This is a genomic window from Proteus sp. STS61-E (assembly GCF_040932335.1).
Lineage (GTDB): Bacteria > Pseudomonadota > Gammaproteobacteria > Enterobacterales > Enterobacteriaceae > Proteus > Proteus mirabilis_B.
The window spans coordinates 38,244-64,536 of sequence record NZ_JBFQGE010000004.1 but is presented as its reverse complement, the minus strand read 5'-3'; the positions used below and the strand labels follow the sequence as shown (position 1 = coordinate 64,536).

At 35.5% G+C, this 26,293-nt stretch carries 21 protein-coding genes; 10 read left to right on the top strand and 11 right to left on the bottom strand.

Features of this window, described 5'->3' with window-relative positions; genetic code table 11:
• Nucleotides 1-151 precede the first annotated feature (151 nt).
• The 6 genes from AB4J89_RS10745 to AB4J89_RS10720 all read left to right on the top strand — a co-directional run bounded on the left by AB4J89_RS10745 (nucleotide 152) and on the right by AB4J89_RS10720 (nucleotide 8,757).
• Nucleotides 152-1,162, top strand: a complete 1,011-nt coding sequence (locus AB4J89_RS10745; RefSeq protein WP_088494984.1) for a substrate-binding domain-containing protein — start codon at nucleotides 152-154, stop codon at nucleotides 1,160-1,162.
• Nucleotides 1,163-1,493: 331 nt separating this feature from the next.
• The gene (locus AB4J89_RS10740) at nucleotides 1,494-3,128 is read left to right on the top strand and encodes a sodium/sugar symporter (protein WP_088494985.1); all 1,635 of its coding nucleotides are present in this window, start codon (nucleotides 1,494-1,496) and stop codon (nucleotides 3,126-3,128) included.
• Between the two features lie 257 nt (nucleotides 3,129-3,385).
• Nucleotides 3,386-5,422, top strand: coding sequence for an IreA family TonB-dependent siderophore receptor (locus AB4J89_RS10735; RefSeq protein ID WP_311755611.1), 2,037 nt, complete (start codon nucleotides 3,386-3,388; stop codon nucleotides 5,420-5,422).
• Nucleotides 5,423-5,538: 116 nt separating this feature from the next.
• Entirely contained in the window at nucleotides 5,539-6,396 is an 858-nt protein-coding gene (locus AB4J89_RS10730; protein WP_368469180.1) for an alpha/beta hydrolase, read from the top strand.
• A 398-nt stretch (nucleotides 6,397-6,794) separates the two neighbouring features.
• Entirely contained in the window at nucleotides 6,795-7,961 is a 1,167-nt protein-coding gene (locus tag AB4J89_RS10725; RefSeq protein WP_368469178.1) for an MFS transporter, read from the top strand.
• Between the two features lie 217 nt (nucleotides 7,962-8,178).
• Nucleotides 8,179-8,757 (top strand): DUF1287 domain-containing protein, encoded by a 579-nt coding sequence (locus tag AB4J89_RS10720; protein ID WP_088494989.1) that lies wholly within the window; start codon nucleotides 8,179-8,181, stop codon nucleotides 8,755-8,757.
• A 478-nt stretch (nucleotides 8,758-9,235) separates the two neighbouring features.
• Here AB4J89_RS10720 and AB4J89_RS10715 read toward each other — a convergent pair whose 3' ends face one another.
• Together AB4J89_RS10715 and AB4J89_RS10710 are read right to left on the bottom strand one after the other, a co-directional pair.
• Nucleotides 9,236-9,619, bottom strand: coding sequence for a YkgJ family cysteine cluster protein (locus AB4J89_RS10715; RefSeq protein ID WP_088496001.1), 384 nt, complete (start codon nucleotides 9,617-9,619; stop codon nucleotides 9,236-9,238).
• Nucleotides 9,620-10,026: 407 nt separating this feature from the next.
• On the bottom strand, nucleotides 10,027-10,371 hold the full coding sequence (locus tag AB4J89_RS10710) for a DMT family protein (protein ID WP_098942257.1): 345 nt from the start codon (nucleotides 10,369-10,371) through the stop codon (nucleotides 10,027-10,029).
• Nucleotides 10,372-10,825: 454 nt separating this feature from the next.
• Between AB4J89_RS10710 and umoC the strand changes: the two genes are divergently transcribed.
• The gene (gene umoC / locus AB4J89_RS10705; protein ID WP_075670928.1) at nucleotides 10,826-11,230 is read left to right on the top strand and encodes a lysozyme inhibitor LprI family protein; all 405 of its coding nucleotides are present in this window, start codon (nucleotides 10,826-10,828) and stop codon (nucleotides 11,228-11,230) included.
• Between the two features lie 123 nt (nucleotides 11,231-11,353).
• On the opposite strand, the gene AB4J89_RS10700 is transcribed toward umoC, so the two are convergent.
• From AB4J89_RS10700 to AB4J89_RS10680, 5 genes are all read right to left on the bottom strand, one after another.
• Complete coding sequence (locus AB4J89_RS10700; protein WP_368469175.1) at nucleotides 11,354-12,058, bottom strand: lactate utilization protein C; 705 nt, start codon at nucleotides 12,056-12,058, stop codon at nucleotides 11,354-11,356.
• A 1-nt stretch (nucleotide 12,059) separates the two neighbouring features.
• A complete protein-coding gene (locus AB4J89_RS10695) occupies nucleotides 12,060-13,481 on the bottom strand; it encodes a LutB/LldF family L-lactate oxidation iron-sulfur protein (RefSeq protein ID WP_075670932.1) in 1,422 nt (473 codons plus the stop codon).
• A 12-nt stretch (nucleotides 13,482-13,493) separates the two neighbouring features.
• Nucleotides 13,494-14,213, bottom strand: coding sequence for a (Fe-S)-binding protein (locus AB4J89_RS10690; protein WP_023581576.1), 720 nt, complete (start codon nucleotides 14,211-14,213; stop codon nucleotides 13,494-13,496).
• A gap of 119 nt (nucleotides 14,214-14,332) precedes the next feature.
• Nucleotides 14,333-15,859, bottom strand: coding sequence for an L-lactate permease (locus AB4J89_RS10685; RefSeq protein ID WP_102949478.1), 1,527 nt, complete (start codon nucleotides 15,857-15,859; stop codon nucleotides 14,333-14,335).
• A 1,810-nt stretch (nucleotides 15,860-17,669) separates the two neighbouring features.
• Nucleotides 17,670-19,220: a methyl-accepting chemotaxis protein gene (locus AB4J89_RS10680; RefSeq protein WP_088494992.1), complete on the bottom strand. Its 1,551-nt coding sequence runs from the start codon at nucleotides 19,218-19,220 to the stop codon at nucleotides 17,670-17,672.
• A 507-nt stretch (nucleotides 19,221-19,727) separates the two neighbouring features.
• Here AB4J89_RS10680 and AB4J89_RS10675 point away from each other — a divergent pair.
• Complete coding sequence (locus AB4J89_RS10675) at nucleotides 19,728-20,309, top strand: histidine phosphatase family protein (RefSeq protein ID WP_088494993.1); 582 nt, start codon at nucleotides 19,728-19,730, stop codon at nucleotides 20,307-20,309.
• A 119-nt stretch (nucleotides 20,310-20,428) separates the two neighbouring features.
• A complete protein-coding gene (locus tag AB4J89_RS10670) occupies nucleotides 20,429-21,316 on the top strand; it encodes a PhzF family phenazine biosynthesis protein (protein WP_088494994.1) in 888 nt (295 codons plus the stop codon).
• A 243-nt stretch (nucleotides 21,317-21,559) separates the two neighbouring features.
• On the opposite strand, the gene AB4J89_RS10665 is transcribed toward AB4J89_RS10670, so the two are convergent.
• A complete protein-coding gene (locus AB4J89_RS10665) occupies nucleotides 21,560-21,898 on the bottom strand; it encodes a leucine-rich repeat domain-containing protein (protein WP_368469171.1) in 339 nt (112 codons plus the stop codon).
• Nucleotides 21,899-22,235: 337 nt separating this feature from the next.
• Here AB4J89_RS10665 and AB4J89_RS10660 point away from each other — a divergent pair, with 337 nt between their 5' ends.
• The gene (locus AB4J89_RS10660) at nucleotides 22,236-22,904 is read left to right on the top strand and encodes a hypothetical protein (protein WP_368469169.1); all 669 of its coding nucleotides are present in this window, start codon (nucleotides 22,236-22,238) and stop codon (nucleotides 22,902-22,904) included.
• A 732-nt stretch (nucleotides 22,905-23,636) separates the two neighbouring features.
• Here the strand turns inward: AB4J89_RS10660 and AB4J89_RS10655 are convergent.
• From AB4J89_RS10655 to AB4J89_RS10645, 3 genes are all read right to left on the bottom strand, one after another.
• Nucleotides 23,637-24,782: a DUF3800 domain-containing protein gene (locus AB4J89_RS10655; RefSeq protein ID WP_311755605.1), complete on the bottom strand. Its 1,146-nt coding sequence runs from the start codon at nucleotides 24,780-24,782 to the stop codon at nucleotides 23,637-23,639.
• Between the two features lie 121 nt (nucleotides 24,783-24,903).
• A complete protein-coding gene (locus tag AB4J89_RS10650) occupies nucleotides 24,904-26,103 on the bottom strand; it encodes a site-specific integrase (RefSeq protein WP_211823667.1) in 1,200 nt (399 codons plus the stop codon).
• Nucleotides 26,058-26,267, bottom strand: a complete 210-nt coding sequence (locus AB4J89_RS10645; RefSeq protein WP_249121439.1) for an excisionase — start codon at nucleotides 26,265-26,267, stop codon at nucleotides 26,058-26,060. The genes AB4J89_RS10650 and AB4J89_RS10645 overlap by 46 nt, the downstream gene beginning before the upstream one ends.
• Nucleotides 26,268-26,293 lie beyond the last annotated feature (26 nt).

Here is a 26,293-nt window from a genome sequence, read left to right as displayed (position 1 = left end):
CACTATTTATTTGATCTTTTTACTTTTTAAATTTTACTTCTTCGCTGATAATCAAGCCACTTAAATTCTATTACTCCCTTTTTTCTTTGTTTGTAGATTAACGGCTCGTTATTTCTTAACCATGAATAAAGGTGATCCATAAGGGGTGGATATGGCGACTATCAAAGATGTAGCAAAAGAAGCAGGAGTTTCTGTTGCTACTGTGTCTAGAGTCATTAATAACTCGCCGAAAGCAAGTCAAGCATCTATCGAAACCGTTAATGCAGCAATGCAAAAATTAGGCTATCGACCTAATGCGGCAGCAAGGGCTTTGGTTAGTCAGAGTACGCAAACCTTGGGTGTTTTAGTGCATGATGTTTCCGATCCCTTTTTTGGCACTCTTGTGAAAGCGGTTGATAACATTGCAAGACAATCAGGAAAGCACATCTTGGTTTGTAATGGTTATCATGATGCTCAAGATGAACGCCAATCTATCGAGTTATTGATTAATAGTCGCTGTGATGGTCTTGTGATCCACTCAAAAGCACTCTCTGATGAAGAGTTGCTAGCTTATGCTCATGAAGTTAAAAGCATGGTGTTGATTAACCGCTTTATTCCTGAAATTGCTGAACGTTGTGTCGCTTTAGATAATTATAAAGGGGCATGGATGGCAACCGAGCATCTGATCCGTCAAGGTCATACCAAAATCGCTTATATTTCATCTACTCATCATATTGAAGATACAACTCAGCGTCTTGCTGGTTATAAAGCTGCATTGGAAGCCAATAATATCAAGTTACCTGAAAGTTATATCGAGTATGGTGAGCCAGAAGGTGAAGGGGGCGAAAAGGCAATGATGCACTTACTGACGAAATCAATCGATTTTACAGCTGTAGTGACTTACAACGATTTTATGGCTGCGGGGGCTTTATCTGTTCTTGATGAAAATGAAATCCCTGTTCCTGAAAAAATTTCCGTTATTGGCTTTGATGACGTATTAATTGCACGCTATATTCACCCTCGTTTAACCACAGTGCGTTATCCTGTACAAATGATGGCAGAACAGGCAGCAGCACTGGCCATCAGGCTTTCTAAAGGTGAAATGCTCGAACAAAAACAACGTATTTTTTCGCCAACATTAGTTCAACGTAATTCTGTTTTTAATCTTAGCCACCTCTCTTAATCTTAATTACCTCATTTATTATCCAGTCAAGTTGATCCTCTTAATGAGCTCTATCAGATTAAGAGGTTATTCTTACTTGATTTGTGTAATCGTTATCATTTTTTGGACTTTTTTAACGATTATTTAGATATCTGAATTTTATTAAATAAAATAGCCATCGTGTTTTAGGCTTAAATATTGCTTTACTCGTCATGGTAATCGTTTGTTTTCCTATTTTATGATCCATTTACGTAACATAAGCGATAAATTTGTGAACAGAGTAACGGAAAATGATTGTGAAAACGTTTACATTAAAATCCTATTCTCTCTATGGGTCTGAAAGGAAAATATTATGCATACAGAAGGTGTTGGGTTAAGCACAATAGACTATGCAATTTTTGCCCTCTATGTCGTGATCATTATTAGTCTAGGATTATGGGTTTCTCGTTCTAAGGATGGCGAGAAAAAAGGAACAAAGGATTATTTTCTTGCAGGTAAAACCCTTCCTTGGTGGGCAATTGGTTCTTCGCTTATTGCAGCTAATATTTCAGCAGAACAATTCATTGGTATGTCTGGTTCTGGTTTCTCCATTGGTCTTGCTATCGCATCTTATGAATGGATGGCAGCACTGACATTAATTATTGTTGCTAAATACTTTTTACCTGTCTTTATCGAAAAAGGTATTTATACCATTCCTGAATTTGTCGAGAATCGTTTTAAAAGTCGTAACTTAAAAACCATTCTTGCGGTGTTCTGGTTAGCGTTATTTATCTTTGTTAACTTAACATCGGTACTTTATTTAGGTTCATTGGCATTAGAAACCATCCTTGGTGTACCAATGATGTATGCTATTGTTGGTTTAGCATTATTTGCTGTTATCTATTCACTTTATGGCGGGCTATCTGCTGTTGCGTGGACAGACGTGGTACAAGTGTTCTTCCTTATCCTTGGTGGTCTGTTTACCACAGTATTAGCCGTCAGCTATATCGGTGGAGATGGTGGGATCATGGAAGGTTTGAGCAAAATGACACAAGCCGCGCCAGATCACTTTAAAATGATCTTAGAGAAAGATAACCCGCAATTTATGAACTTACCGGGTATCGCGGTGCTGATTGGTGGTTTATGGGTTGCTAATCTCTATTATTGGGGCTTTAACCAATACATTATCCAACGTGCTTTAGCCGCTAAATCTATCAATGAAGCACAAAAAGGGCTCGTGTTTGCTGCATTCTTAAAACTAATTGTGCCTGTTCTTGTCGTTGTGCCGGGTATTGCTGCATTTGTTATTACCACTAACCCTGAATTAATGGCAGGTTTAGGGACTATGGCACAAGAGCATATTCCAACGTTATCACAAGCAGATAAAGCCTATCCTTGGCTAACTCAGTTCTTACCAGTAGGTGCAAAAGGTGTTGTTTTTGCTGCACTTGCCGCTGCAATCGTTTCATCTTTGGCATCTATGCTTAACTCTATCGCGACTATTTTCACGATGGATATCTATAAAGAATATATTGGACCAAAAGCTTCTGAAACACGTTTAGTGAATGTGGGTCGTATTAGTGCGGTTGTTGCTTTAATTATTGCTTGTTTTATTGCGCCATTACTAGGTGGTATCGATCAGGCATTCCAATATATTCAGGAATATACAGGATTAGTGAGCCCAGGGATTTTAGCGGTATTCCTATTAGGTTTATTCTGGAAAAAAACGAATGCAAAAGGTGCAATCATTGGTGTGGTTTTATCTATACCGTTTGCGTTGTTCCTAAAGCTAATGCCGTTAGGTATGCCATTCCTTGATCAAATGATGTACACCTTTATGTTTACTACGGTTGTAATCGGTTTAGTCAGTTTAACTTCGACTAAAACAGATGACAGCATAGGGGCGATTGCATTAACAGATAAAACCTTTAAAACACAAAGCGGATTCAATATTGCTTCCTACGCTATTATGGTCGTCTTGTGTGTGCTTTACGCCGTATTCTGGTAATAACAAGACTGTAATTTGTTAATTTTCTAAATCTAAAAATACCCTACAAAACGAGACAAAGCAGATGGTTATGCCATCTGCTTTTTTTGTGTTTGAGATCTGCTATTTCTGCACTTAATCGGAATGGCTCTAATTTGCTTTGATACAGATTAAAAAAAAACATTAAATATGAAAAGAAAATCATTCTCATGATTATTTGATTAAGATAATATCAATCATTCTCATTATTATAAACGTTATAAATTCAGGGGATCTTTATGAACTTTAAAATGGGCGTATTAACAGCCTGTATTTTATCTGCCTCTTACCCGCTGTATGCACAAGAAAACAAAGAAGAAAAACTTGTTGTATCAGCATCAGGGTTTGCTCAACAAATTACAGATGCACCAGCAAGTATCACCGTGATCAGTAAAGAACAACTGGCGAAGAAACCGGTTCATGATTTAGCCGACGCAGTAAAAGGCGTTGAAGGCGTTAGCATTAATGGTAATGCCAATAAACAAGAAATCACGATGCGTGGTCTACCGGGTGAATACACACTTATTCTTGTGGATGGCCGTCGCCAAAATAGCCGTGAATCACGTCCGAATGGGAGTGGTGGTTATGAAGGCGGCTTTATTCCACCAGCAGATGCGATTGAACGTATAGAAGTTATTCGTGGACCAATGTCATCTCTGTATGGTTCAGACGCAATGGGTGGTGTTATCAATATCATCACGAAACCAGTAACAAAAGAGTGGCACGGCTCTGTTGCACTTGGCGGTACACTGCAACACAACCGTGATGCCGGCGATTCTATTAATGGTGATTTTTATCTTTCAGGGCCATTAATTGAAGATAAATTAGGCTTACAGCTTTACGGTAGTAGCTACTTACGCGCAGAAGATAAAATCACTTATGGTCAAGGTCGTAATGACAATAAAAATATTACGGCGAAATTGGCATTCACACCGACTGATAATCAAACCATTTTATTAGAAGCGGGTCGTAATACGTTACAGCGTACAACGACACCGGGTAAATCCATGAGTGAATTTACTATCCGTGGTGGAAAAGCGGATGAAAATAAAATGCTAGAAACCAATAATGACCGTAATCATTGGGCATTAACCTATAAAAATCAGTTTGATATTCTGCACTCAGAATTAAGTGTTTATCAAGAACAGACAAAACGTATTACCAAAACAGAAATGATTGATAAGGTGACAAAAGAGCGCGAGAAGTATTATGAAGATCGTCGCCCTGAAATCACTAATACTGTTTTTGATGCGAAATTTACCGCTTTCTTACCTGATAACGTGATGACTTTTGGTGGACAATATCAATATTCACGTTTAAAAGATGAATCATCTACGGGTTCTGGTATTAAACAATCCACTATTACAGCAGATCAAAAAGCGTTATTCCTTGAAGATGAATATAGCGTGACAGACAACCTCGCGTTAACTGGTGGGGTGCGTCTTGATGATCACGAATATTATGGTAATCACTGGAGTCCAAGAGCGTATGCTGTTTATCATTTAACGGATGAATTTACTTTAAAAGGCGGTGTGGCGAAAGCCTTTAAAGCACCAAGCTTACGTGAAATTAGCCCTGAATACGGTACTTCAACTGAAAAAGGCCGTGCAATTATGTACGGTAATCGTGATTTAAAACCTGAAACATCAGTCAGCCAAGAAATTGGTATTGGTTATGATAATGGGGATGGTGTTACCGCAAGTGTGACTTTCTTTAATACTGATTTTAAAGATAAATTAACGAACTATGACACTGGCGAAATAGATCCAATTACAGGTTTAAAACTGTATCAATACGATAATGTGGGTAAAGCAAATATTAAAGGGATTGAAACAGCGGTAGGATTCCCGATTGCTGAAAGCTGGCATGTCAATGCGAACTACACCTATACCGATTCAGAACGTAAAAGTGATGATGAAAAACTAGGTTCAGGCGAATCCTTAAAAGGTTACCCATTAGATTTAACACCAAAACATAGCGCTAATGCGCGAGTTGACTGGCAGTTTGATGAAGCAACCAGTTTTTATGCCAATACGGCTTATACTGGGAAACAAATCTGGGCAGCTCAACGTAATGGTTACACAGGGGCACGTTATCGTAGTGGGTACACAACCTTTGATTTAGGAATGACCTACAACTTTAATAAAAATACCATGTTTAACTTTGCGGTATTAAATATTACAGATGAAACAGGTCCTGCTGTAAATGATAAAGGTGGTAACTGGGTTGTCGATGAAGGTCGTCGTTATTGGGCGAACATTAAATATAGCTTCTAATCGAACCTAAATTTAAATAAACCCCGTATTAAATATGGGGTTTATTATTTTATGGCTCTCTATTATTTTCATCTTAATGGTTCACTTTTTAAAATTACCGACAGAGTATCTGATTTATGCGAATGCTAATGTTATGTGGAATGATTATGTTATCTGCGGTTGCTCAAGCTAGACCTAACCAAGAAGTTCCTGAAATAGAGTCTCAGGCTCACTCTTATTATCAAATTACAAATAAAGAAGTGGCGTATGAAGGAAAACAATATCGCCTCTTTCTTGCTATTCCTAAAAATACCACTAAGACAGCGTTAATTTATAGTGTTGATGGAAATGCTCAGTTTCCATTGATGATAAATGAAGCCATAAAGCAGAAAAATAAACCGCTACCTGCCATTATCAGTGTGGGATATGTAGGTGATAAAGCTTACTTTATTACAGAGAGAACGCATGACTACACACCAAGTGTAAAAGGTGAAGCATTTAGCCGAGGCGGAAATGCAGAGAATTTTTATCAATTTTTCTTAACGCAAGTAAGACCTTATGCGTTAGAGCAACTTGCCAAAGAACACGTTTCTATTACTCAGCAATCCTTGTTTGGTCACTCTTTTGGCGGTGTATTTACCCTCTATGTTCTATTCAATCATCCAGAAACATTTCAACGCTATATCGCAGCAAGTCCATCATTATGGTGGGGAAAAGGCGAATGGGTGAAAAAAGAGCAATGGCAATCTATTCCTAATGATATTTATATTGCAATAGCCTTAGGTGAAAAAGAAGAAACCCCAGATTTAAGTCGATTAAGTGAAGAGCAACAGAAAAATTATCAAGAGCGTAGTAGTTGGTTAACGCAACGTCAGCTATGCCAATATCTATCGGAAGCAGGAAAACAGTGTGAATTTTATCTGTTTGAAGGTAAAGGTCATGGGGGTTCAATTCCCGATGCGATTAATATTGCTTTAGAAAAAAGTGTAGAATAAACAAAAGTATCTCTTTATTTTTAGCTATCCTATTGGCTAACGATAGGATAGTAATGAATATTTATTATTTTGGTTTTGTTTTATACGTATTTATTCGTAATTTTCTTAATAAAAAATACTTATCTTTTAATAAAAATAAATATCAGATTAGAGCTATTTATTTTTGGTAGAAAAAGACGATAATCATGATTGATATAAATAAAATTGTTTTCTGGCATTAGATTTTATAATTTTATTTATCATCATTTAAACGCTATATTCGCGTCTCCTGAATTTAGGGACGCCATCCACTGTTTTCACCTTTGTTTCTTTTATCTTTCCTAGATAAAAGAACCGCCTCTATCAGGCATCGAGAAAACAGCGCATCATCAACCGTTTTGATTGTGGAGACGAGGGTAGTGAAACAGAACACTACTTTGGTACGCAAAGGCGACAGTACATTAGTACCTGTGGCTGGGTTAACGGTATTTGCTATTGCGTCAGGCTATTTAATGAGTTTAATTCCACTGTCTATGAGCAGTTTTGGAATGGATACGCTCTATGCCAGCTGGTTAGCAAGTATTTATTTTATTGGATTATTAATAGGTTCAGTCATGATAGAGCCTATTATTGCAAGAATAGGGCATCGTCTTTCTTTCGTTGTGTTTTTATTATTGCTGGCAGTGACTGTCGGCGTATTGCCTTTAATGCCTTATTTATCAGCATGGATGGTTTTCCGTTTTATTGGTGGTATGGCGGTTGCAGGTATATTCGTTGTTGTCGAGTCATGGCTATTAATTGGTGATAATCCTAAAGAGCGAGCTAAACGCTTAGGTTTTTATATGACCTCGCTTTATGGTGGCACAACATTAGGACAATTGGCGATTGGTGCAATTGGTACACAAGGCGCTATCCCATTTATGGCGATATTAGTTTTATTATTAATCGCCGTATTACCGCCTCTGCTTTTTAAGCAAGGGCAGCCAGAAGGGCACGATCATAAAAGTTTGTCACTTAAGCAGATGAGCCGATTAAATAAAGCAGCTCTAGTGGGCTGTATGGTGTCAGGCGTTGTGATGGGCAGTATTTATGGCATGATGCCATTAGCTTTAAATCAAGGGCAATTTACAACAGACCAAATAGGTGTGTTGATGGCTGCGATTATTTTAGGCGGTATGGTGGTTCAGCCTATTATTAGCAAATTGTCTGTGATGATAAGCAAAACACTGTTATTAGCGATGATGTGTTTAGTGGGCGTGTTTGCTATGGGACTGACATATCTTTCTAGCGATTATATGGTGCTTATTATTGCACTGGCGCTATTGGGAATGTCTTCTTTTGCACTTTATCCTATCGCTATTACATTGGCGTGTGATCATGTGAATGCGAGCTATATTGTCGCTATTACACAAGTAATGCTATTAAGTTATAGCATTGGTTCTGCTATCGGGCCTTTAGGGGCGGGTATGTTTATGGCGCAAGCCAATAACGGCATTATGAATTTCTTCTTTGTGGTGTTATTAGTGACGGCAATTTACATGCTCTTTGCAAGTTTACGTCGTAAAAGCCATATTGTGTTGAACTAAACCGTTTTCTCTTACTTGTTCTCTTTCTTATTCTCTTTCTCTTATTTATCAGCCGAGCTTACCGTAAAGGTGGCTCGGTTTTTTTATATCTATTCTAAAAACGAATTAAGACTTCCCTTATATTTTTATGTTGTGCTTTATCAGTATAAACAGATAACGTCATTCCTTTCTTAAATAATGGATTTAACTTTTTCATGGAGAACATACAGTGAATATAATGAAAATTAGCGTTTTACTCTTACTCACTATGCCTTTTTCAAGTGCCCAAGCGATAACTTCAGAACAAAATAAAAAGCTGGTGGAGTACGCTACTGATTTACCAAGAGCCGTATTTTACGACTCTGATTATCGTAAAATAGATTACCCAATGGGAGATGTACCCGCCTATAAAGGGGTATGTAGTGATGTGATCATTCGTAGCTATCGTGGCATTGATATCGATTTACAAAAATTATTGCATGAAGATATTAAAGCAAATTTTTCAGCTTATCCAAGTAAACGGATGTGGGGATTAAATAAACCTGATACGAATATAGATCACCGTAGAGTTCCTAATTTAGAAGTCTTTTTCACACGAAAAGGAAAAGTAAAACCGATTACAAAAAATGCAGAAGATTATGTTCCAGGCGATATTGTTAGCTGGCGCTTAGATAATGGACGGCCTCATATTGGGATTGTAGTAAATAAGAAAAGCGGAGATAACCAACGCTATCTAGTTATGCATAATATTGGATTTGGACAAGTTGCTGAAGACGTTTTATTTTCATGGAAAATAACGGGTCATTTTACCTACTAAATAGATGAATGAGGAAAATTTGAAGCGTTTAGTCTTTTATGGAAAATAAAATAGAAGTAACAACAGTAAAATAAATCTGAAACTTATACGATAAGTAAAATAATGCCCATACTGATTTTATCTAAAGTATGGGCATTATTTCTGGGGAAGAATATTTTCATTAGAAATATTCATAATTATTCCTCTAAGCCACCGAGTAACATACTAACGACAGCAGTAGAACAGATAAAAGAAAGGAAAAGGATAAAAAAAGAGCTACTGATCATAATGCCCTCCAAATTTATGACTATTTTTAAATAAAAAACCTCACTAAATACACATTATTAATTCATTACCTTATATACTAGGTCATTTAAAAATAAAGTCAAACTAACGTATTATTTAATAATGATTTTTTGTTTTTTAATTTTATTTTTTATAAAAATAAATATATTGGATGGTATTAAATGATCAGGAGGGGCTTAACCCCTCTGATGTCTTACGCGGTGTGAGGCAATATGGTGTGAGTTAATGGAGGCAAACCATAAGCCGCTCTTGCACGATCACAAGCTTCATTAGGAATGCCATTTACCCAAGATTGTTGAAACTCACGACAAGGAGAAGGGCGTTGTTCGTAGATGGAACAGCTTACACATTCTCCCACTTCACCAATCAGTTTGTCACAACGTGGTTTTTTAGAGTTGGTTCCTTTCATGCAAGAGAGAAAAGGTGTTAACGGTTCTGTTAATTCATCAGGAACCACACCTCCACCACTTACCATTTCTGCCCAATAGAACGAAACTCTAAAATAGGCGCAACAAGCACCACAATGCATACAGGGATTATCCTGCATATAAATAAAATCGTTAGAATGTTTGCTCATACCAGATACCATTTTATCTGACGTTAAAGTGACAAAACACACCTTTTAAGGGTGCGGTAGCTTAAGAGAGGCAAAAAAAGACAGAGAAACGATGCTTCTCTTAGAGCAGTCATTATGCGCCGAATGAAAAATATTTTTCAAGAGAAATGTTTCCGCATATAGAATATATTTATCACAAAACAGACTATTATTTTGGAAAATCCATCTAGATAGACTATATGACTTAATGGTAAGCAGTGATGCTATTTAACCCTCTGTAAAAACCACAATATAAATAGTATTAAAAATAATCAAAAGATCAAAATTTAGATAAATAAAAGCCTTATCAAACTTGATAAGGCGATAATAAAAGAAGTGTAGATGAGATGCTGAAAAAACGAGCTGGCGATATCTACTAATAAGCTTTTCTAAAATGGTCCTTTAAAAATAAATAAGGCACCAGCACCAATCAAAAGAAAACCAATAAAGTGATTTAAGGTGAAGTTTTCGCCTAAGTAAGTCACCGAAAAAATAGCGAAAATAGTTAATGTGATTACTTCTTGTATGGTTTTTAATTCTGCTGCACTGTAGTAATTATGACCAATGCGATTTGCGGGTACAGCAAAACAATATTCAACAAATGCAATCAACCAGCTTAAAATAATGACAACAATAAGAGGTTTATTGCCATATTTTAGGTGGCCATACCAAGCAAATGTCATAAAAATGTTGGAAATAATGAGAAGAATAATGGGCGTAAATTTATAGAACATATTGGTGATACCACTGGTCGTTTTTAGGCAAAAATTTGCCAATAAGAATGGTATGAGATTACTGCAAAAAAAGTTGATTTTCTATTGCGATGATAAGAAAAAAATAGCCAAAATTAAAAGGGTAGTTTTTTTTCTCTATAAGAAATTTTGCAATTTTATCAACAAAAAACAAAGTTGAAGTAATAAGCCTCTATTTTAAAAGCTATTGGCTGAGTTTTAATCTATTGATGTTGTGTTAAATAACATTTTTGCAATAAAAAAATAAGCAAAATAGATTTAAATAAAAAAGACATTAATAATATTTTCTTATTATTGCTCGATTGAAATTTAAATTTATCGAGTAAGATACGATATATCCTAAAATGATGTTGTTCGCACTAATAGATGTGATATTAGTTATTTTATACATTATGTTGAATATAAATTTTATTATAAATTCCTATAAGGAGTTCGCGTGAAGATAAGTTTATTTCTGATCTCTTGTAGCTTACTTACAGTTAGCTTTTTTTCTTCGGCACAAGGCAAATACGATCCTTTGGCAAAATGTTATGAAGTGACAGCAAACGAGCCGAGAACAGCCGTACAAGCTTGTTTACTGGATGAACTAAAACTGACAGAACAGCAGATGAATGTCATTTATGACAAAAGTAAGAGTGATCTTGAAGATACTGATTCTGTTGCAGCCAAAAGTGCCATTGATGCATTAGCCAGTTCTCAACAGCATTTTATTCAATTTAGAAGCGCTGAATGTCAACGACAATCCGCATTATTAATGGGCGGATCAGGGGCTGGAGATGTTTTACTCGCATGCGAAATAAAATTAAATCAATGGAGAGCAAAAATTTTATTGAATAATTAATTGGCGAATAATAGAGAAAAACCCAAAAGCAATTAACTTATCTTTTGGGTTTAATTTAGGAGTCAATGATTGACTCTGACTGTTAGTTATTTTGTTATCGTTTTAACGTTATTTTATCTTGAATTAGCAATCTTCAATAATAAGATAAGCCGCATGAACAGGGCCATGAACCCCCCATACTTTAATCAATTCAATATCAGCGGTAGAACTTGCACCACCGATTAAATTGATACAAGACGGCATTCTTACGCCTTCTTGCGCCATTTTATGTAAACGTTCAGCAATTTGAGCCACTCGAGGCAAGATATCGCTTTTACGCAGGATAACAATTGAGGTTTCCGGTAATAAACTAACGGCACGCCCTTTTTCTGGAGACGAAAATAAAACAATCCCACCAGATTCCGTTAAGCCTGCTTCAGCATAAACAATCCCGATTTGCGAGCGTTCAGCATGAACAATGTTTTCACGTCCAAGAGCTGGGTCCCAAATATAGGTTTCGTATTTTTCGCTAACTGCTTTTGTGACTCCTAGTGCATCTAAACGCTCATCACCACTGATTACCACCGAACCTTTACAATCATAACTTTCACAGAGTTCAATTAGGCTATTAATAACTTCATCCGGTTTGCTAACAACACATTTCACCATTTGAGTTTGTGCAAAATCAGTAAACTCTTTGCATAGTTCATCTTGAGTTAAATGAGTTAAGCGAGTTTTCGCTAAATCATTAATCGGCGTAGTTTGTGGTTGTGGCTTATGCGCGATAGGACGCCCTAATTTTTCAGCAATAGTTTGCAGAAATTCATTACGGTTTTGTTCGTTTAACATATTATTTTTTTCCTTCTGCTTTATGGCGTTTAAACCAACTACGGAAGCTATAACCATCCGGTTTAGGGAGATCACGCGACTCCATCCAATCATTCAGAACACTGATTTTGATTGGTGTAGAGCCATTTTTGATCATTAATCCCGCCATTTTCGCACCGACATTCATACCCACTTTCCAAAGGGCAGGGTGTGAATTGAGGTAGTTAAACATACCCGTGACTCGACGCTCTGCTTTTGGTGTAAGGCCTGTTTCTGCCATCACTCGGCGATGTTTTAAAATCAGTTGAGCTAAAGGAATTTTAACTGGGCAAACTACATTACAAGCGTTACATAATGAACATGCATAAGGGAGATCGTGGAAATCTTTATAACCCCCTAATAGTGGAGAAATTACTGCTCCAATTGGACCTGGATAAATTGAGCCATAAGCATGGCCACCAATATTACGATAAGCAGGACATGTATTTAGGCAAGCACCACAACGAATACAACGCAAAATATCTTTAAATTGTGAGCCTAAAATTTCAGAACGCCCATTATCCACAATCACTAAATGGAACTCTTCAGGACCATCAACATTGCCTGCTTCACGAGGCCCTGTCACCCAAGTGTTATAACTGGTTAAACGTGAGCCAACGGCACTACGACATAACATGGTTATCAGTGGATCGACTTCTTCAAAAGTAGGAGCCACACGTTCCATACCCATAACGGCTATATGGGTTTTAGGTAATGTTGTGGTCATCCTTGCATTACCTTCATTAGTGACTAAACAGACAGTGCCTGTTTCAGCTACGGCAAAGTTACAGCCTGTGACACCAATATCAGCAGAAAGGAAATCTTGTCTTATGCGTTGTCTAATGAAAAGTGTCATATCTTCAGGCGTTTCACTGCCTTCATAATTGAGTTTTTCATTTAACACTTTGCGAATTTGATAACGGTCTTTGTGGATCGCCGGAACCACAATATGAGACGGTGGATCGTTATCTAATTGAAGAATATATTCGCCGAGGTCGGTTTCGATGATCTCAATGCCTTCATTTTGTAAGGCTTTATTCATCCCAATTTCTTCGGTGACCATGGATTTAGATTTTACAATCTTCTTCGCATTTTTCTTCTTGGCAACTTCACAGATATAACGAGAGGCATCTTCTGCTGTTTTAGCAAAATAGACATGGCCTCCATTTTCAGTCACTTTTTCAGACAATTGATAGAGATAAGCATCTAAATTTTCAAGCACATGGTTACGGATTTGTTCAGCGCGATCACGCCACTCTTCCCAATTACCCAGCTCCTTCACCATGATTTGACGGTTAGCCCCAATACGTTCTTGCGCCATAACAACCGCATTACGCATGATCGTGTCTTTCATTTCATGTTCTAGACGAGGTCTGAAATCTATATCACTGGTTTTGATAGACATAAGCAGGCTCCCTTATTGGCTCATTAAAACTTGTGCAATATGCAACACTTTTACAGGACGCTTTTCACGACTTAAACGACCTTGAATGTTGATCAAGCAGCTTGTATCGGCACCAATGACATAATCAGGGCTCACATCCATAATATGTTTTACTTTTTCAGTCACCATTTCGCCCGAAATTTCAGACATCTTCACGGAGAAGGTACCCCCAAAGCCGCAGCAGGTTTCTGAATTTGCAAAAGGCAACATTTCAAGACCTTCAACATGTTTTAACAGCGTTAAAGGCTCACTTACGACACCTAGCTTTCTGGTTAAACTGCATGATGGGTGATAAACCGCTTTACCCGGAAGGCGAGCGCCAACATCAACAACGCCAAGGGTGTTAACAATAAAACTGGTTAAATCAATAAGGCGATCGGCAACACTTTGTGCCCGTAATGCCCATTGCGGTTCATCAGCAAGATAAGTTGGGTAACCTTTAATGGCATAAGTACAAGAGCCTGCGGGTGAAATAATGGGATAGTCGTTTACTTCCAATGTTTCAATTAACGATTTCATGGCAGGTTTTGCGTTATTGACATAACCGCTATTAAGCGCTGGCTGACCACAGCAACCTTGGCGTTCTTGAAATAAGACTTCACAGCCTAATTTTTCAAGTAACAAGACGGTGTCTCGAGCTGAATCTGCTTTCAGCACATCACCAAGACAGGTCGCATAAAAATTAACTTTCATTAATCGAACTCCAAAACATCGCTCAGATGTTGTCATTTTTACTAAAGATAAAATTCTTTTATTGCTTCGTTATAAGAGGAGAGGGGAGTGGAGTAAGCACGCTCCCTTTTCCTTATTAATTAGTTCATTAGGTGATAAATAATGCCGATCTTCGCCCCAAGAATAACGATATAGGCGATACAGTATTTTAAAGTTTCACGCATAATGGCGCTGCTTTGACCGTCCATTTTTGTCGCTGAAACAGCAATGGCGATACTTTGAGGTGAGATCATCTTACCGCCCGTTGCACCAGAGGTATTGGCAGCTGCCAGAATGAATGGATCAATATTAAGTTTAGCTGCTGCGCTGGTTTGTAACTTACCAAACAGCACGTTAGAGTTGGTGTCACTACCTGTTACAAAGGTTCCTAATGCACCGATCACCGGAGCAATAAAGATAAATCCTGCACCCGTGAAATCGACTAAGGTTTCAGCAATACTGCCAATCATGCCACTGAAATCCATAACAGTTGCCATCGCTACGATTGCCGTGATAGCAATAATGGAATTTTTCAGTTGGATAGTGGTTTTAACCAAAACAGAGATAAGTGTTGAAACACTTGCACCTTGAATGGTGCCACCCACAAAGCTTGCGAGAATAATCAATACACCCGGAGTACTTAACCAAGCAATAGTTTGATATTCCGTTTGTGTTTCACTTAATACAAATGGGATCTTTGTGGAAATCGCGCCCGCCATACTTTGGATCGCAGGGAATAAAGGTGAGCACGCTAAGATAAAGATAAAGGTAAACAGATAAATAGAACTCGCTACTAACAACTCTTTCCCAGTGTGCTTTTTGACATTTTTTTGTTTGTCACCACTGTTTTTCATGCGTTTAGCAAGGAAAATGACCACAATTAAGCTGACTAAACTACCTGCAAACGCTGGTAATTCAGCACCTAAATTAGCAGCAACGATATATTGAGGGATTAGTGTACTGATACCACACATTAAGGTAATAAATCCGACACCTTTAATCGCTTTAATTCCGCCACCCGCAATGGCAACAATAACGAAAGGCAACAGGATATTGAATAATCCCAACTGAATAATAATGGTTTTACTCAGTACTAATACATCAAGCCCTGTGTTTTGAGCCAAAATAGAAACTGGAATACCCACAGCACCAAAAGCAGTAGGAACAGTATTGGCAACTAAAGAGGCAACGGCGGCTTTAAAAGGATCAAATCCAAGCGCAATTAAAATACCGATAGGAATGGCAACGGCAGTACCATAACCCGCAACCGCTTCAAGAAAACCACCAAAACACCATGAGATAAGCAGAACTTGCACTCGCTTATCATCACTAATGCCAGCCAGTACATCTTTAAGTACATCCATGCCACCTGTTTTTAGCATTAGGTTATAACTATAAATAGCAGCGAGAATAACAATGATTATCGGCCACAATCCTTTAACTGCACCATAAAGGACAGAGACCGAAGCAAATTGAATGGTGTTGTTCCAATGGAAAATAGCAAGTGCAACAGTTATCACTAAAGACACAAGCACTGCATGGTGAACGGCTGATTTCATTTTTAATATCATAAAAATCAAAACCGCTAAAGGTACAATGCCTAATAAGAATGATAGATAGTCTGACATGATTATTTTTATCCTTAAGTTTGCAATTTTTATCGTTTATAACTGCGTTGGCAAACCTATAAGTTGGTCATTATATAATTGTGTAGGGTACTAGGTTTTATTAATGCTCTACTTTGCTGAAACGATAAATCATAAATAAAAAAAGATAGTTACTAACCTAAACAATGAAAAATATCATCACTTAGGAAATTGTCAGGTTAGATTAGTTGGCTATTGTAGGGAATATTTATTGAGATGTAATAGAATAAAATCAATTGTGTGACAAATATAAAAAAATTCCTTTTTTCTCATTATTTGCTTGTTAATTGTCGTGTTTTTTGATGTTCATCAATGTAATTGGATTGCTAATGTTGTTATCAGATTGGTTTTTGATGAAAAAAAGAGCGATATTAATGGTTTTAGCTATGTAATAAAAAAATGAACTTAAGTCTAAAATGCCATTTTTGATGATAAAAATGGCTATCGACACCTAAAGTATACATAAATTAATCTAATGATTTTTTTTCGTGCTCATTCTATTAACAAAAAGACTGAAAATTTTTTATTTTAATATTTAAGTATTCTAAAATTTATTTTTTAAATTTATTTTAATTTTTATTGTTTTATTTCTTTTGTTTTTTATTTCTTATTTTTAATTTTTAGTTTTATTTTGTTTTTAATATCTATCATTTGTTTTTTTTGTGGTTTTTTACATTTTAGTTTATTTTGTTTTTTCTGTTTTTCATTTTACATTGGTTTTTTTTAATCTTTAAAATATCATTATTTTTCTTTATTTTAGTCAGTAGATATTTTTGTTTTCTATGTGAATATAATTCTTTAATATTTATTTTTTTATTTAAAAATTAATTAAATAATTTTAATTATACAAATTTAATATTTTTATATTAAATGTTTAAATAAATTAAAATATGTTTTCACCATCAATGATTGACTTCTTTTCAGCTCTAGAGTCGTGCAGTTGCTAGGTTTTTCACTAATGTTAATTGTAATACAAATCAGCTAGATAATGAAAATATAATGAGTGAGATAAATAGTAGATGAGAATAGTTCTTTCTAACTTTATGTAACTAAAAGTATAGGTAAAGTGATCTTGATCGTATCGGTAAAAGTGAAAATCTTATTTTTGTTCTTTTTTACATTTCAGAAAGTATGAAATAAATTATTTTTAATAATAGAAAAATATTTATTTAAGGATATTTTTTGTTTTTTTTAAAGTGTTTAAATTGACTGTTATAGAACAAAGATAGGAAGTGAAATATTTTTGAAGTTATTGCCTCATTTTTCGATGAGGTATTAATTTCACCTTGATAATTGTCATACAAATATAGAAGGGAAAATAGGTGACTAAAAAGTGAGTTTGTCGATAATTATTTTTGTTTTAACTACGTAATAATCTCTAGCGAAATGTTTTCTTTAGCGAGTGAGTGTATTGCTGTCTGTTTTAAGCTCTATAATCTTGTCTCACAATAAGTGATATTACCCTGAGATTATTATGGGAACATAAATAGTGAAAAGATTATTTTCGTCATTAAATAGCCCTGTTTTGATAACGGAAATCAGCGATTATGTTAGCGATGTTTTAGGATTTAACATTTCACGCTGTCCATTACCTCTGAAATAAATTGGCAAATACAAACAGTTTGTCTGATATTGGTAAAATTGTTTACATTTTATTACCAGCGTTGTTACAGATAAAAAAAAGAACCAAAGTGTGAGCTAGGTTCCTTTTTTTAGCCAGTAGGCGTTATTTTTAAGACCACTCTTTTATCTTATCGAGTGGCCTTGATATATAAGTTAATGCAAAAGTGAATTAGGGGCGACTGATCTGGAAGTAATTCACTAATTTATTCAGATTAAGCGCTTGTTCATTAAGTGAGCTTGCAGCGGCTACGGATTCTTCTACTAATCCCGCATTCTGCTGAGTTGTTGAATCAAGCTGACTTATAGCATTATTGATTTGCGATATACCATCGCTTTGCTCATTACTTGCTTGCCCAATTTCTCGTAATAATGCGCTGATCTCTTCAACATCCGTGATCATTTTTTGAATTTGTGAGCCAGCTTGCTCAACTAATTCCATTCCTTCTTGTGTTTGAGTTGATGAATTATCGATAAGAGTACGTATATCATTAGCGGAGTCTGCACTTTTTTGTGCCAAGAGTCTGACTTCGCCAGCAACAACAGCAAAACCTTTACCGTGTTCACCCGCTCTTGCGGCTTCAACAGCAGCATTTAGTGCAAGAATATTTGTTTGGAAAGCAATGGCATCAATTAAGTTAATGATATCTGTCATTTGAGATGATGAGCTATTAATTGCTCGCATTTTTTCAGTTAACTGAAGCATCATTTCGCCATTATGGTGTACGGCAATTTCAGTTTTTTCAGCAACATTAATCGCATCATGTGTATGATCTGCCGTGTTTTTAACAGTTGAGGTCATTTGCTCCATTGAGCTTGCGGTTTCTTCTACTGATGTTGCTTGTTCTTCAGTTCTTGCCGCTAAGTTTTGGCTACCAGCAGTAATTTGCTCTGCCGCTGACGAAATATTTTCAGCGCCATTTTGTACATTTTGCACAACATCTAATAGATGCATTTTCATTTCTGCAAGGGCTTGTAATAATATCCCTGCTTCATCATGATAATCAGTATTCACTTCTTGTGTTAAATCCCCATTTGCAATGGCTTTTGCAAAGTTGATTGCTTTCTCTAATGGGAGAGTAATACCTTTAGTAATAAACCACCCCAAAATACTGCCGACAACAATACTGACAAGCGTTAATAATACTAAAAATATCCTTTTTTCAATAAAATCACGTTCAACCGCGTCGCCTGCTTCTTCCATCTTTTGATTTTGTAATTCGATAAATTCTAATATCTTATCGCGATACTCTAACTGAATAGCGGAAGTTTTTGTGATCAGTTCATTGACTGCGGCGTGTCTGTTATTTTCATTAAATGCCTTCACCACAAAGTTTTGAGAGGTTATATATTGCTGACGAATATCATAAACTTCAGCTAAGATTTTTTTTGACTCAGCGTCATGTGTGGTTTCGTCTAACTCTTTCAGTAATTGTGCAACTTTAGCGGTGATCTCTGCTTTTTTGCTCTCTTGCTCAGCCGCTAGGCTTCCTTGCTCATCAAGCATAGTGAGTTGCTGGAATATAATAAACTCATTGAAATGATTGATCAGCAAATTGGCTCTGACGGTGGCGGGGTAAATATCATCAACAACATCATGAATATCTTGATTCGCACTGTTTAAACCCATTAATGCGAAACTGGAACCCAACATAATTAACATCACAAAAGTTGTAAATGCGATAGTTAACTTTATACGAATTTTAAAGTTTTTAAAGAACATGCTTAACCCTGGATAAATAATAATTAATAAGTATTGGTAACTTATTTAAGAACAAACAGTATCGGTAAGCAGTGACAGAACTTTAGTTATTAAACTAAATAAAGGGAGATAAAAAGGCTTGCATTGATTTTTAACACACTATTTTTATTGTTAAAAAGAGATCTCCTCCCTTTTTTTATCTAAATGTGCTTAGTATTTAAGTTTCATTCAACTTTATAAAACTAGACGGAAAGTAATGAAAAATTAAAGAGATCCTTTATTTTCCGTTAACAATTGTTTGATTGATTTTAATATTTGTTAATTAATCTTGAGATGTTTAGAAGGTAGAATAAAGGTAAAGAGATTATAAGAGTGACTAAATGCACGCTATCTAAGACTCGCTCACCTCTGAAATACTTTTGGTTATGATAGACTGGGTGACTTAAAACAGGTGAGTTTATGGTTAATGTTAGATGTTTTTTAACACCCCATATTTCTTATACTCAATCGACTTAAAGGTAACGCTGTATGCGCAGTGTATTTGTATTTTTGAGCATATTTATTTTAGGATTTAGTCATATGGCGTATTCCGATCAAACACTTGTATTTATAAGACATGGTGAAAAACCTGATAATGATAGTGGGCAGTTGACCTGTAAAGGATTAAATAGAGCATTAGCCCTACCTGATGTGCTTATAAATCAATTTGGCAAACCTGATGCATTATTTGCAGCCGCACCTAAACAAAGTAAATTAGGTAATTCATTACGTTCACTTCAAACGATTTCGCCTCTCGCCATTAAAACCTCATTGCCTATCCATCTTCAATATCATGCTAAAGAGATAAAAGAATTACGCGAAGATCTGCTCAGTCAGCAATATGAAAATTCAGTTATTTTTATTGCATGGGAGCACGACAACTTAGTCAAAGTTGCACGAGATATCATGAAACAAGAGGGTGGAGATCCTAAATTAATCCCTAAATGGAAAAGTAGTGATTTCGATAGTATCTATATCTTAAAGATTATCCGAGAGGGCGATAAGAAAAGCGTCATATTTGAACAAAGAGCGCAAGGGTTAGATAGCGTATCGGAAGTTTGCCCTAATTAATGGGTATCTTATCTAACACTAAAAAAACAAGATATTTAAATAGAGTTATATAAGATAGATTTAGAACACTCTATTTTTACACACAAATTTAATGCTATTTGAAGCAATGCGGGAAAGATATGCAAAATGAAGTTATACGCTCAGTAGAGCACGAGATCAAAGTACACCTTATAAACTCATTTACTCGAAACAATAAAGGTGGCAATCCTGCTGGCGTAGTACTTAATCCCCCTCAATTAAGTGATGAACAGAAAATTGCTATCGCTAAAGAAGTTGGCTTTTCTGAAACGGCATTTGTTTATCAAGGTGAAGAGACTGATTTTAAGGTTGATTTTTTTACTCCTGAAGGAGAAGTTGATTTTTGTGGTCATGCTACATTAGCGGTCTTTTTCACTTTATCTTCACTTAACTTATTGGCTTCCGGCAATTACACACAAAAAACGAAAGCAGGTATTTTAAGCGTAGCGATTGATACTGAAAATGTTGTTATGGAGCAAACACTACCTGTTTCACGACAAGCTCCAAGTGTCGACGCTGTGGCTGCTGCGCTGGGAATAAATCGCGAAGTTATCTTAGAAACAGGCTTACCCATTGAGATATTTTCAACAGGACTACCCGATATTCTGATCCCTGTGCAATTTGGGCAATTAGATACGCTAAAACCTAATTTTGATGCAATAGCAAATCTAAGTCGTGAATTTAATACTATCGGCTTTCATGTTTTTGAGCTTAGCCAAGATAAGGAAATTACCGCTCATTGTCGCAACTTTGCGCCTTTATATGGTATCAATGAAGAGTCTGCAACAGGGAGTTCTAGTGGCGCTTTAGGCTGTTATCTTGTTAAGCATGTTTTCCCTCATAAAACACATTTTCTATTAGAGCAAGGGCGTGCAATGCAATGCTCCTCTCTTATTCACGTTATTATTGATTCAACAGAAAATACAATTAGCCGAGTGAGAGTGGGTGGAAAAGCAACAACGATAGGCTTAAAGATTATTACTCTTTAAATCACTTGCGGTATTTTATATCAAGTTATTCTTAATAGGCTCTAGTGTAAAAGCTAGGGCTTTAATGTTTTAAAATATTTATATAAAAACAATGCATCTATTGTCTCTTAGTTTTCTATTATTCATTAAATAGATTTCACGAGCATTGCTTAAATTTGATATAACACCTGATATATTAGTAATTTTGTTATTATAAAGCCGTAATTCTTTTATCGATTTTAAAGCAATATAGCTTTTAAGGATTTATTTTAAGTTATTATCAGTTGCATTTAAATATAATAGATTGCTGAGTTCTGATAATGCATATTGTAATTTCTCAAGGTTATTATCATTGAGATAAAGAGATTGTAATTCTTTTAATTTTCCTATCTCATCAATAATATGGTTGATTTTATTATGTCTTAAATCAAGCATCTGAAGCTGAGTAAGTTTTTCTATTTCGATAGGAATATGGGCTAATTGGTTATTATAAGCACTAATTACAGTATAAAGAGAAGGTGATGTAATAAAAGAGTCTATTTCTTTATGGTCAGCTGAGTCTAAGTTTAACTCTGATTTTGATTTTGAGTGCTGATGTAACATTTATATTCTCCTTATCTTAAACCGTTTACGTGCAGTGATTGGTTAGTTTATTTTTTTATCATCACATTGTCATTTTAAAGAAAATGGACAATAGAATGAAGATAAATAAAATATAAATGATGACTCATTTTCTGGTTTATCTCTTCGTTAAAATATTTTTTATTATGTAGATAGTAGAACTTAAAATTACGTAGTTTATAGTAAGTGTTAAGCATGTTTATTTTTAAGGTTTGGTTATATGACGTACTTAGGTTAAATAATTAGTATATTGTAGATGATTGCTCATTTATAAAAATAATAAGTAATATTTTTCGCTTTAAATAAAAGGATGTTATCTATGTTTAAGAGATACAATATTAAATTAGTTACGGTTAGATTAATATTTATTTCATTTTCTTGTTTAGTATTATCAGGTTGTCTTTCATTTAATTTGATATCAGCTACTGATCATGAAGCAGGTTACCGAAAATCTGACTGGGGATCGGATACCATTACTGCTTTTTCATTAGCGAATGACAGTGATGGAGATACTGGATGGGTATTTGTTGGGGAAAAGTTTGACTACTTACTGAGCAAGGGCGGCGATAATATCGTAAATATATTGAAAGATCCGGTTATACTCAGAGATAAAATTACAGTTAAAAAGCCAACACAGTTTATTATTGTTCCAGAAAAAAAAGAGTTTTCAGGAAAAATTCAACTTCATTATCGTTGGACTAATAATGAGAATAGGTCTGCAATTCTTAATTATGGTTTTACATGTAACTATACTTCAGGGATATGTTTATTATTGATAGAAGATTTAGTGGGTACCATACATCAAAAAGATAAAGAGCAAGATAGAACTCATTTAATGCAATTCTATCATCCATTCAAAGTTGAATTTTACCAACATAAACCAAATCCTTTTGGTCCAAAAACCGCTCGAGTATTACTACCAGTAACATTAGCGTTGGATATTGTGACATCACCTTTGCAGTACCTGTATTTTACAACTAAAAGATAATTGGGTAGGTAGTTATTGTGAATATAGCTTGAACGTCGAACTTTGGCTTTAAGCTAAGTATATTCAAAGGTTATACCCTTTATTTTTCTCTTTTTAAAAATTCCAATAAAAAAAATGGATTATTTATTGGTATCTTTTATAAGGTAAAAGTGGTTAAACCTTTCTAGCACCTTGCTTTAGCTCATTTTTTTGTAATAATGCTATTGGTTCACTGCCACATAGGCAGCTTAGAAAATCGTATATTTGCTCTTCATAGCCAACAAACAGTTCACTGCCACGTAGGCGGCTTAGAAATACCAGTTCCAGTACGCATAGCTTAACAAGGTGCCTAAAATGATTGGATTTAATTAGGTGACATCAGACTGCGCAGGACATAAAAAAGCCCGTAACTCATTGAGTTAGCGGGCTTTTCAGTCTTCTTTGGACGTCCTTAGAAGATAATTTGGTGGAGCTGGCGGGAGTTGAACCCGAGTCCGTAATTTTTTAATTGGTTGATTATAAAAGGGTATTTTTAGTAAGCTTCAATCATGTGCACTAGAGGTGCACATGACGGTCAAGGTATAGCTCTAGTACAGACTAGTTTGCACCAGTTATTATTTTAAACTCAGGCTAGATGCTAACTCTATTATTGACCGTGATAGTACAATATTTACAAGTAACGTCTCTAAGAGAAGAATTACTTGTAAATAAATTATTAGTAATTACTGAATTGGTGGCTATTCACTACTTATCTTATAAAGTAGTTATAGATTGATCTATTAGGGATGTTTTATATTTTAGGCGGCGGGCTTCATCTAAGGCGAAATACTCTCTTCCTTTCTCTATTTGTTCTGCTGTTGGTTCTGGTAAATTATTAAAAAGTTCAGTGGTTTGTTGAGATATAGCATCAAGAGAAATTTTTGATGTGAGGGATGTATCTCTGTTGGTGTAAATTATTCGGTTTAACTGTTTTGTAAGTTCTTTATCTTCCATATGTCTCTTGAATATCCAAAGATAAATGTCAACTAGCTCTAATCCAGTGCTTTTTGTTCCTGATTGAAATATCAAAGGAGTTGTAGGCATATTCCTCATGTCCATTACAGGAAGTCCAGAGCCCAGTTTCCACGGAGTTTTTCTTATTTGAAAATAGAATTCGCTAAGTTCTCTTTGTGTAGTATTAAATTGTGATTGCTGATCAACAATTATAGTTGGTTTTTTATTAGGAGATTTTAGTCGGGCACATATACCATGAATCACAGACTGGAATCCAATCATGTTTGGCATGATTCGTAGACGTTCTTTATTCGTTTTACAATTATAACTTAGAGACTCAAAATTTCTCATAGCCCAAGTCAAGGTATCTCTTATTAATTCTCGTGACCGGTGATCAGGAATTGCAGGTACCCGTAGCAATAATTCATGGCACACTTCATTAAAATCAATAGAGGATCTTTCATCGTGAGCTTCAAGTCTAGCTTTCCAAGCTTTTTTGGCAAGATCTTCATTGAATAAGTAAGCTAGCTTTAACAAAAGTACATAGCGTAAAGGTGTCCAATATCCAGTCCATGTCATGGCTGGATTTACTCCTTGATCAAATACTTGGTCGAAAAATGAAATAACAGCATGGTCATATTTATAAACTTGCCAAATATCAAATCTTAATTTTAAGTTCTTTTGTAATGAAAGCAGAGTATCGGTAATTTCTGAAAGCTTATGTATTCCTAGTTCGGTGGCATGTAGTCTTTCAACCTCAAATTTTTTTCTGAGAGTTTTTATAGTTTTTTCAGCAACCTCATCAATATTAAAACGTGACGAGAGTACGCCATAAGAAAGGATTGGCTGGGTACTATCAAATAGGTTTCGTCCAGTATGTCCCGTTTCATCTACATAGAAATACATAAAAATTTCCTTTTTGTTTATAAATAACGATATCGTATTAAAATCATAAAAATGTTATATAAAAGCAATAAACAATAGGATATTCAAAAATTAATTTTTATTCATCATATATTAAATATATTTATGTTTTTATCTGTTCGGTAGAGTTCAACCGATAAGATAAAGAATTTACTACCGACCCATCATACTCTTTAAGGTATCCCCCATAGTGCCTAAACAACATTTCAGGCCCCTTATGTCCCATTTGCCCTGCTAGCCAAAACAGATTAGTACCTTGGCTGATATGGCGAGTTGCAAAGGTATGTCTTGTTTGATAAGGGTTGCGATATCGGATACCAGCTTTTTTCAATGTTGGTATCCACGCTTTTTTCCTGATAGCGTCAGCTCCTGCCCAAGCTTTATTTGTTTTCGGGTCTTCAAAAATTACACCGTCTTTCATAAAAGTGAATTGCTTTTGGTCATTCAGGGCGCTTAGAGCTTCACTATTTAATTCAACCTTTCTGGTGCCGGCTTTAGTTTTAGTTTTCTTAATAACGCCAGCCACGCTGGCGGACTGTACGTGTGCAGTATTCTCTATAAAATTTATATCACTCCATCTTAGTGCACATAGTTCAGAGCTTCTTAATCCAGTATTAATGGCAAATTGGAATAAATTTTTCCATTGCTCATACCATGCAGCAGTGAGTAGGGCATTGACTTCCTTGGGAGTCAAAGGATCGACAATATAATTGCTTTCAGTATCTATATTATTTGATTGATATCTTGATGCGGACACAAGGCTGACTGGGTTAATTGATATAATCCCATCAGTAATGGCTTCATCTAGTGAGCTTCGTAAAAAAGAGAGCTGATTACGGATAGTTTTTAATGCAGTGGTTTGCTTTTGTATCCAATTTTTTAAGATTGCCGGTGTAAGTGCTGAAACATGTAATTTATGTAAATCAGATAAAGCATTTTTACATTTTTTATAACCGAGAATAGTGGAAGGCGATAACTTTCTATTTTCACAAATAACTAGGTATTCTTCCAAATAATCAATGACCTTTTTTTCATAGTTATTAAAGCCAAAGATATTTAATTTTTTAGAGTTAGGAAAATACTTCGAATAGTTAAAAGTATTTTTTTCAATATTATTCTGAATTTCTGCAAGTAGCCTTTCTGTATATTTAATATTTTTGCTGTTTACCTCTAACCTAGAGAGAGGTTCTCTACAAAGAACCCCTTTATAAGTGAATGTAATAATAAGTGTTTCTTTAATTTTATTTTGGCGAATAGTCACACCTCTTGGTAATGGGTATTTTGTTTGCTTTTTCTTGCCCATTTATTTACCTCAATTATATCAATCCAACGCTCCTTGGAGCCTTCCACTTTTAAAACTTGAACTCCTTCATGCCAGAATTGCCTTTGTAACCGTTTATTTATTGCATCAGTTGTTTCGTCAAAAAGTTTGCAATATACCGAAATCGGTATGCATTCAAAGAACATATTTTCTCTCCACACAATTGTACAAA

Excerpts from the sequence above, each read along its gene's own strand:
- AB4J89_RS10720 (WP_088494989.1), top strand. The coding sequence starts at position 8,179 with ATGAAAATTAGCGTTTTACTCTTACTCACTATGCCTTTTTCAAGTGCC.
- AB4J89_RS10670 (WP_088494994.1), top strand. The coding sequence starts at position 20,429 with ATGCAAAATGAAGTTATACGCTCAGTAGAGCACGAGATCAAAGTACAC.
- AB4J89_RS10655 (WP_311755605.1), bottom strand. The coding sequence starts at position 24,782 with ATGTATTTCTATGTAGATGAAACGGGACATACTGGACGAAACCTATTT.
- AB4J89_RS10665 (WP_368469171.1), bottom strand. The coding sequence starts at position 21,898 with ATGTTACATCAGCACTCAAAATCAAAATCAGAGTTAAACTTAGACTCA.
- AB4J89_RS10700 (WP_368469175.1), bottom strand. The coding sequence starts at position 12,058 with ATGTTAAACGAACAAAACCGTAATGAATTTCTGCAAACTATTGCTGAA.
- AB4J89_RS10715 (WP_088496001.1), bottom strand. The coding sequence starts at position 9,619 with ATGAGCAAACATTCTAACGATTTTATTTATATGCAGGATAATCCCTGT.
- AB4J89_RS10710 (WP_098942257.1), bottom strand. The coding sequence starts at position 10,371 with ATGTTCTATAAATTTACGCCCATTATTCTTCTCATTATTTCCAACATT.
- AB4J89_RS10735 (WP_311755611.1), top strand. The coding sequence starts at position 3,386 with ATGAACTTTAAAATGGGCGTATTAACAGCCTGTATTTTATCTGCCTCT.
- AB4J89_RS10680 (WP_088494992.1), bottom strand. The coding sequence starts at position 19,220 with ATGTTCTTTAAAAACTTTAAAATTCGTATAAAGTTAACTATCGCATTT.
- AB4J89_RS10730 (WP_368469180.1), top strand. The coding sequence starts at position 5,539 with ATGCGAATGCTAATGTTATGTGGAATGATTATGTTATCTGCGGTTGCT.
- AB4J89_RS10650 (WP_211823667.1), bottom strand. The coding sequence starts at position 26,103 with ATGGGCAAGAAAAAGCAAACAAAATACCCATTACCAAGAGGTGTGACT.
- AB4J89_RS10690 (WP_023581576.1), bottom strand. The coding sequence starts at position 14,213 with ATGAAAGTTAATTTTTATGCGACCTGTCTTGGTGATGTGCTGAAAGCA.
- AB4J89_RS10685 (WP_102949478.1), bottom strand. The coding sequence starts at position 15,859 with ATGTCAGACTATCTATCATTCTTATTAGGCATTGTACCTTTAGCGGTT.
- AB4J89_RS10695 (WP_075670932.1), bottom strand. The coding sequence starts at position 13,481 with ATGTCTATCAAAACCAGTGATATAGATTTCAGACCTCGTCTAGAACAT.
- AB4J89_RS10740 (WP_088494985.1), top strand. The coding sequence starts at position 1,494 with ATGCATACAGAAGGTGTTGGGTTAAGCACAATAGACTATGCAATTTTT.
- AB4J89_RS10745 (WP_088494984.1), top strand. The coding sequence starts at position 152 with ATGGCGACTATCAAAGATGTAGCAAAAGAAGCAGGAGTTTCTGTTGCT.
- AB4J89_RS10675 (WP_088494993.1), top strand. The coding sequence starts at position 19,728 with ATGCGCAGTGTATTTGTATTTTTGAGCATATTTATTTTAGGATTTAGT.
- AB4J89_RS10645 (WP_249121439.1), bottom strand. The coding sequence starts at position 26,267 with ATGTTCTTTGAATGCATACCGATTTCGGTATATTGCAAACTTTTTGAC.
- AB4J89_RS10660 (WP_368469169.1), top strand. The coding sequence starts at position 22,236 with ATGTTTAAGAGATACAATATTAAATTAGTTACGGTTAGATTAATATTT.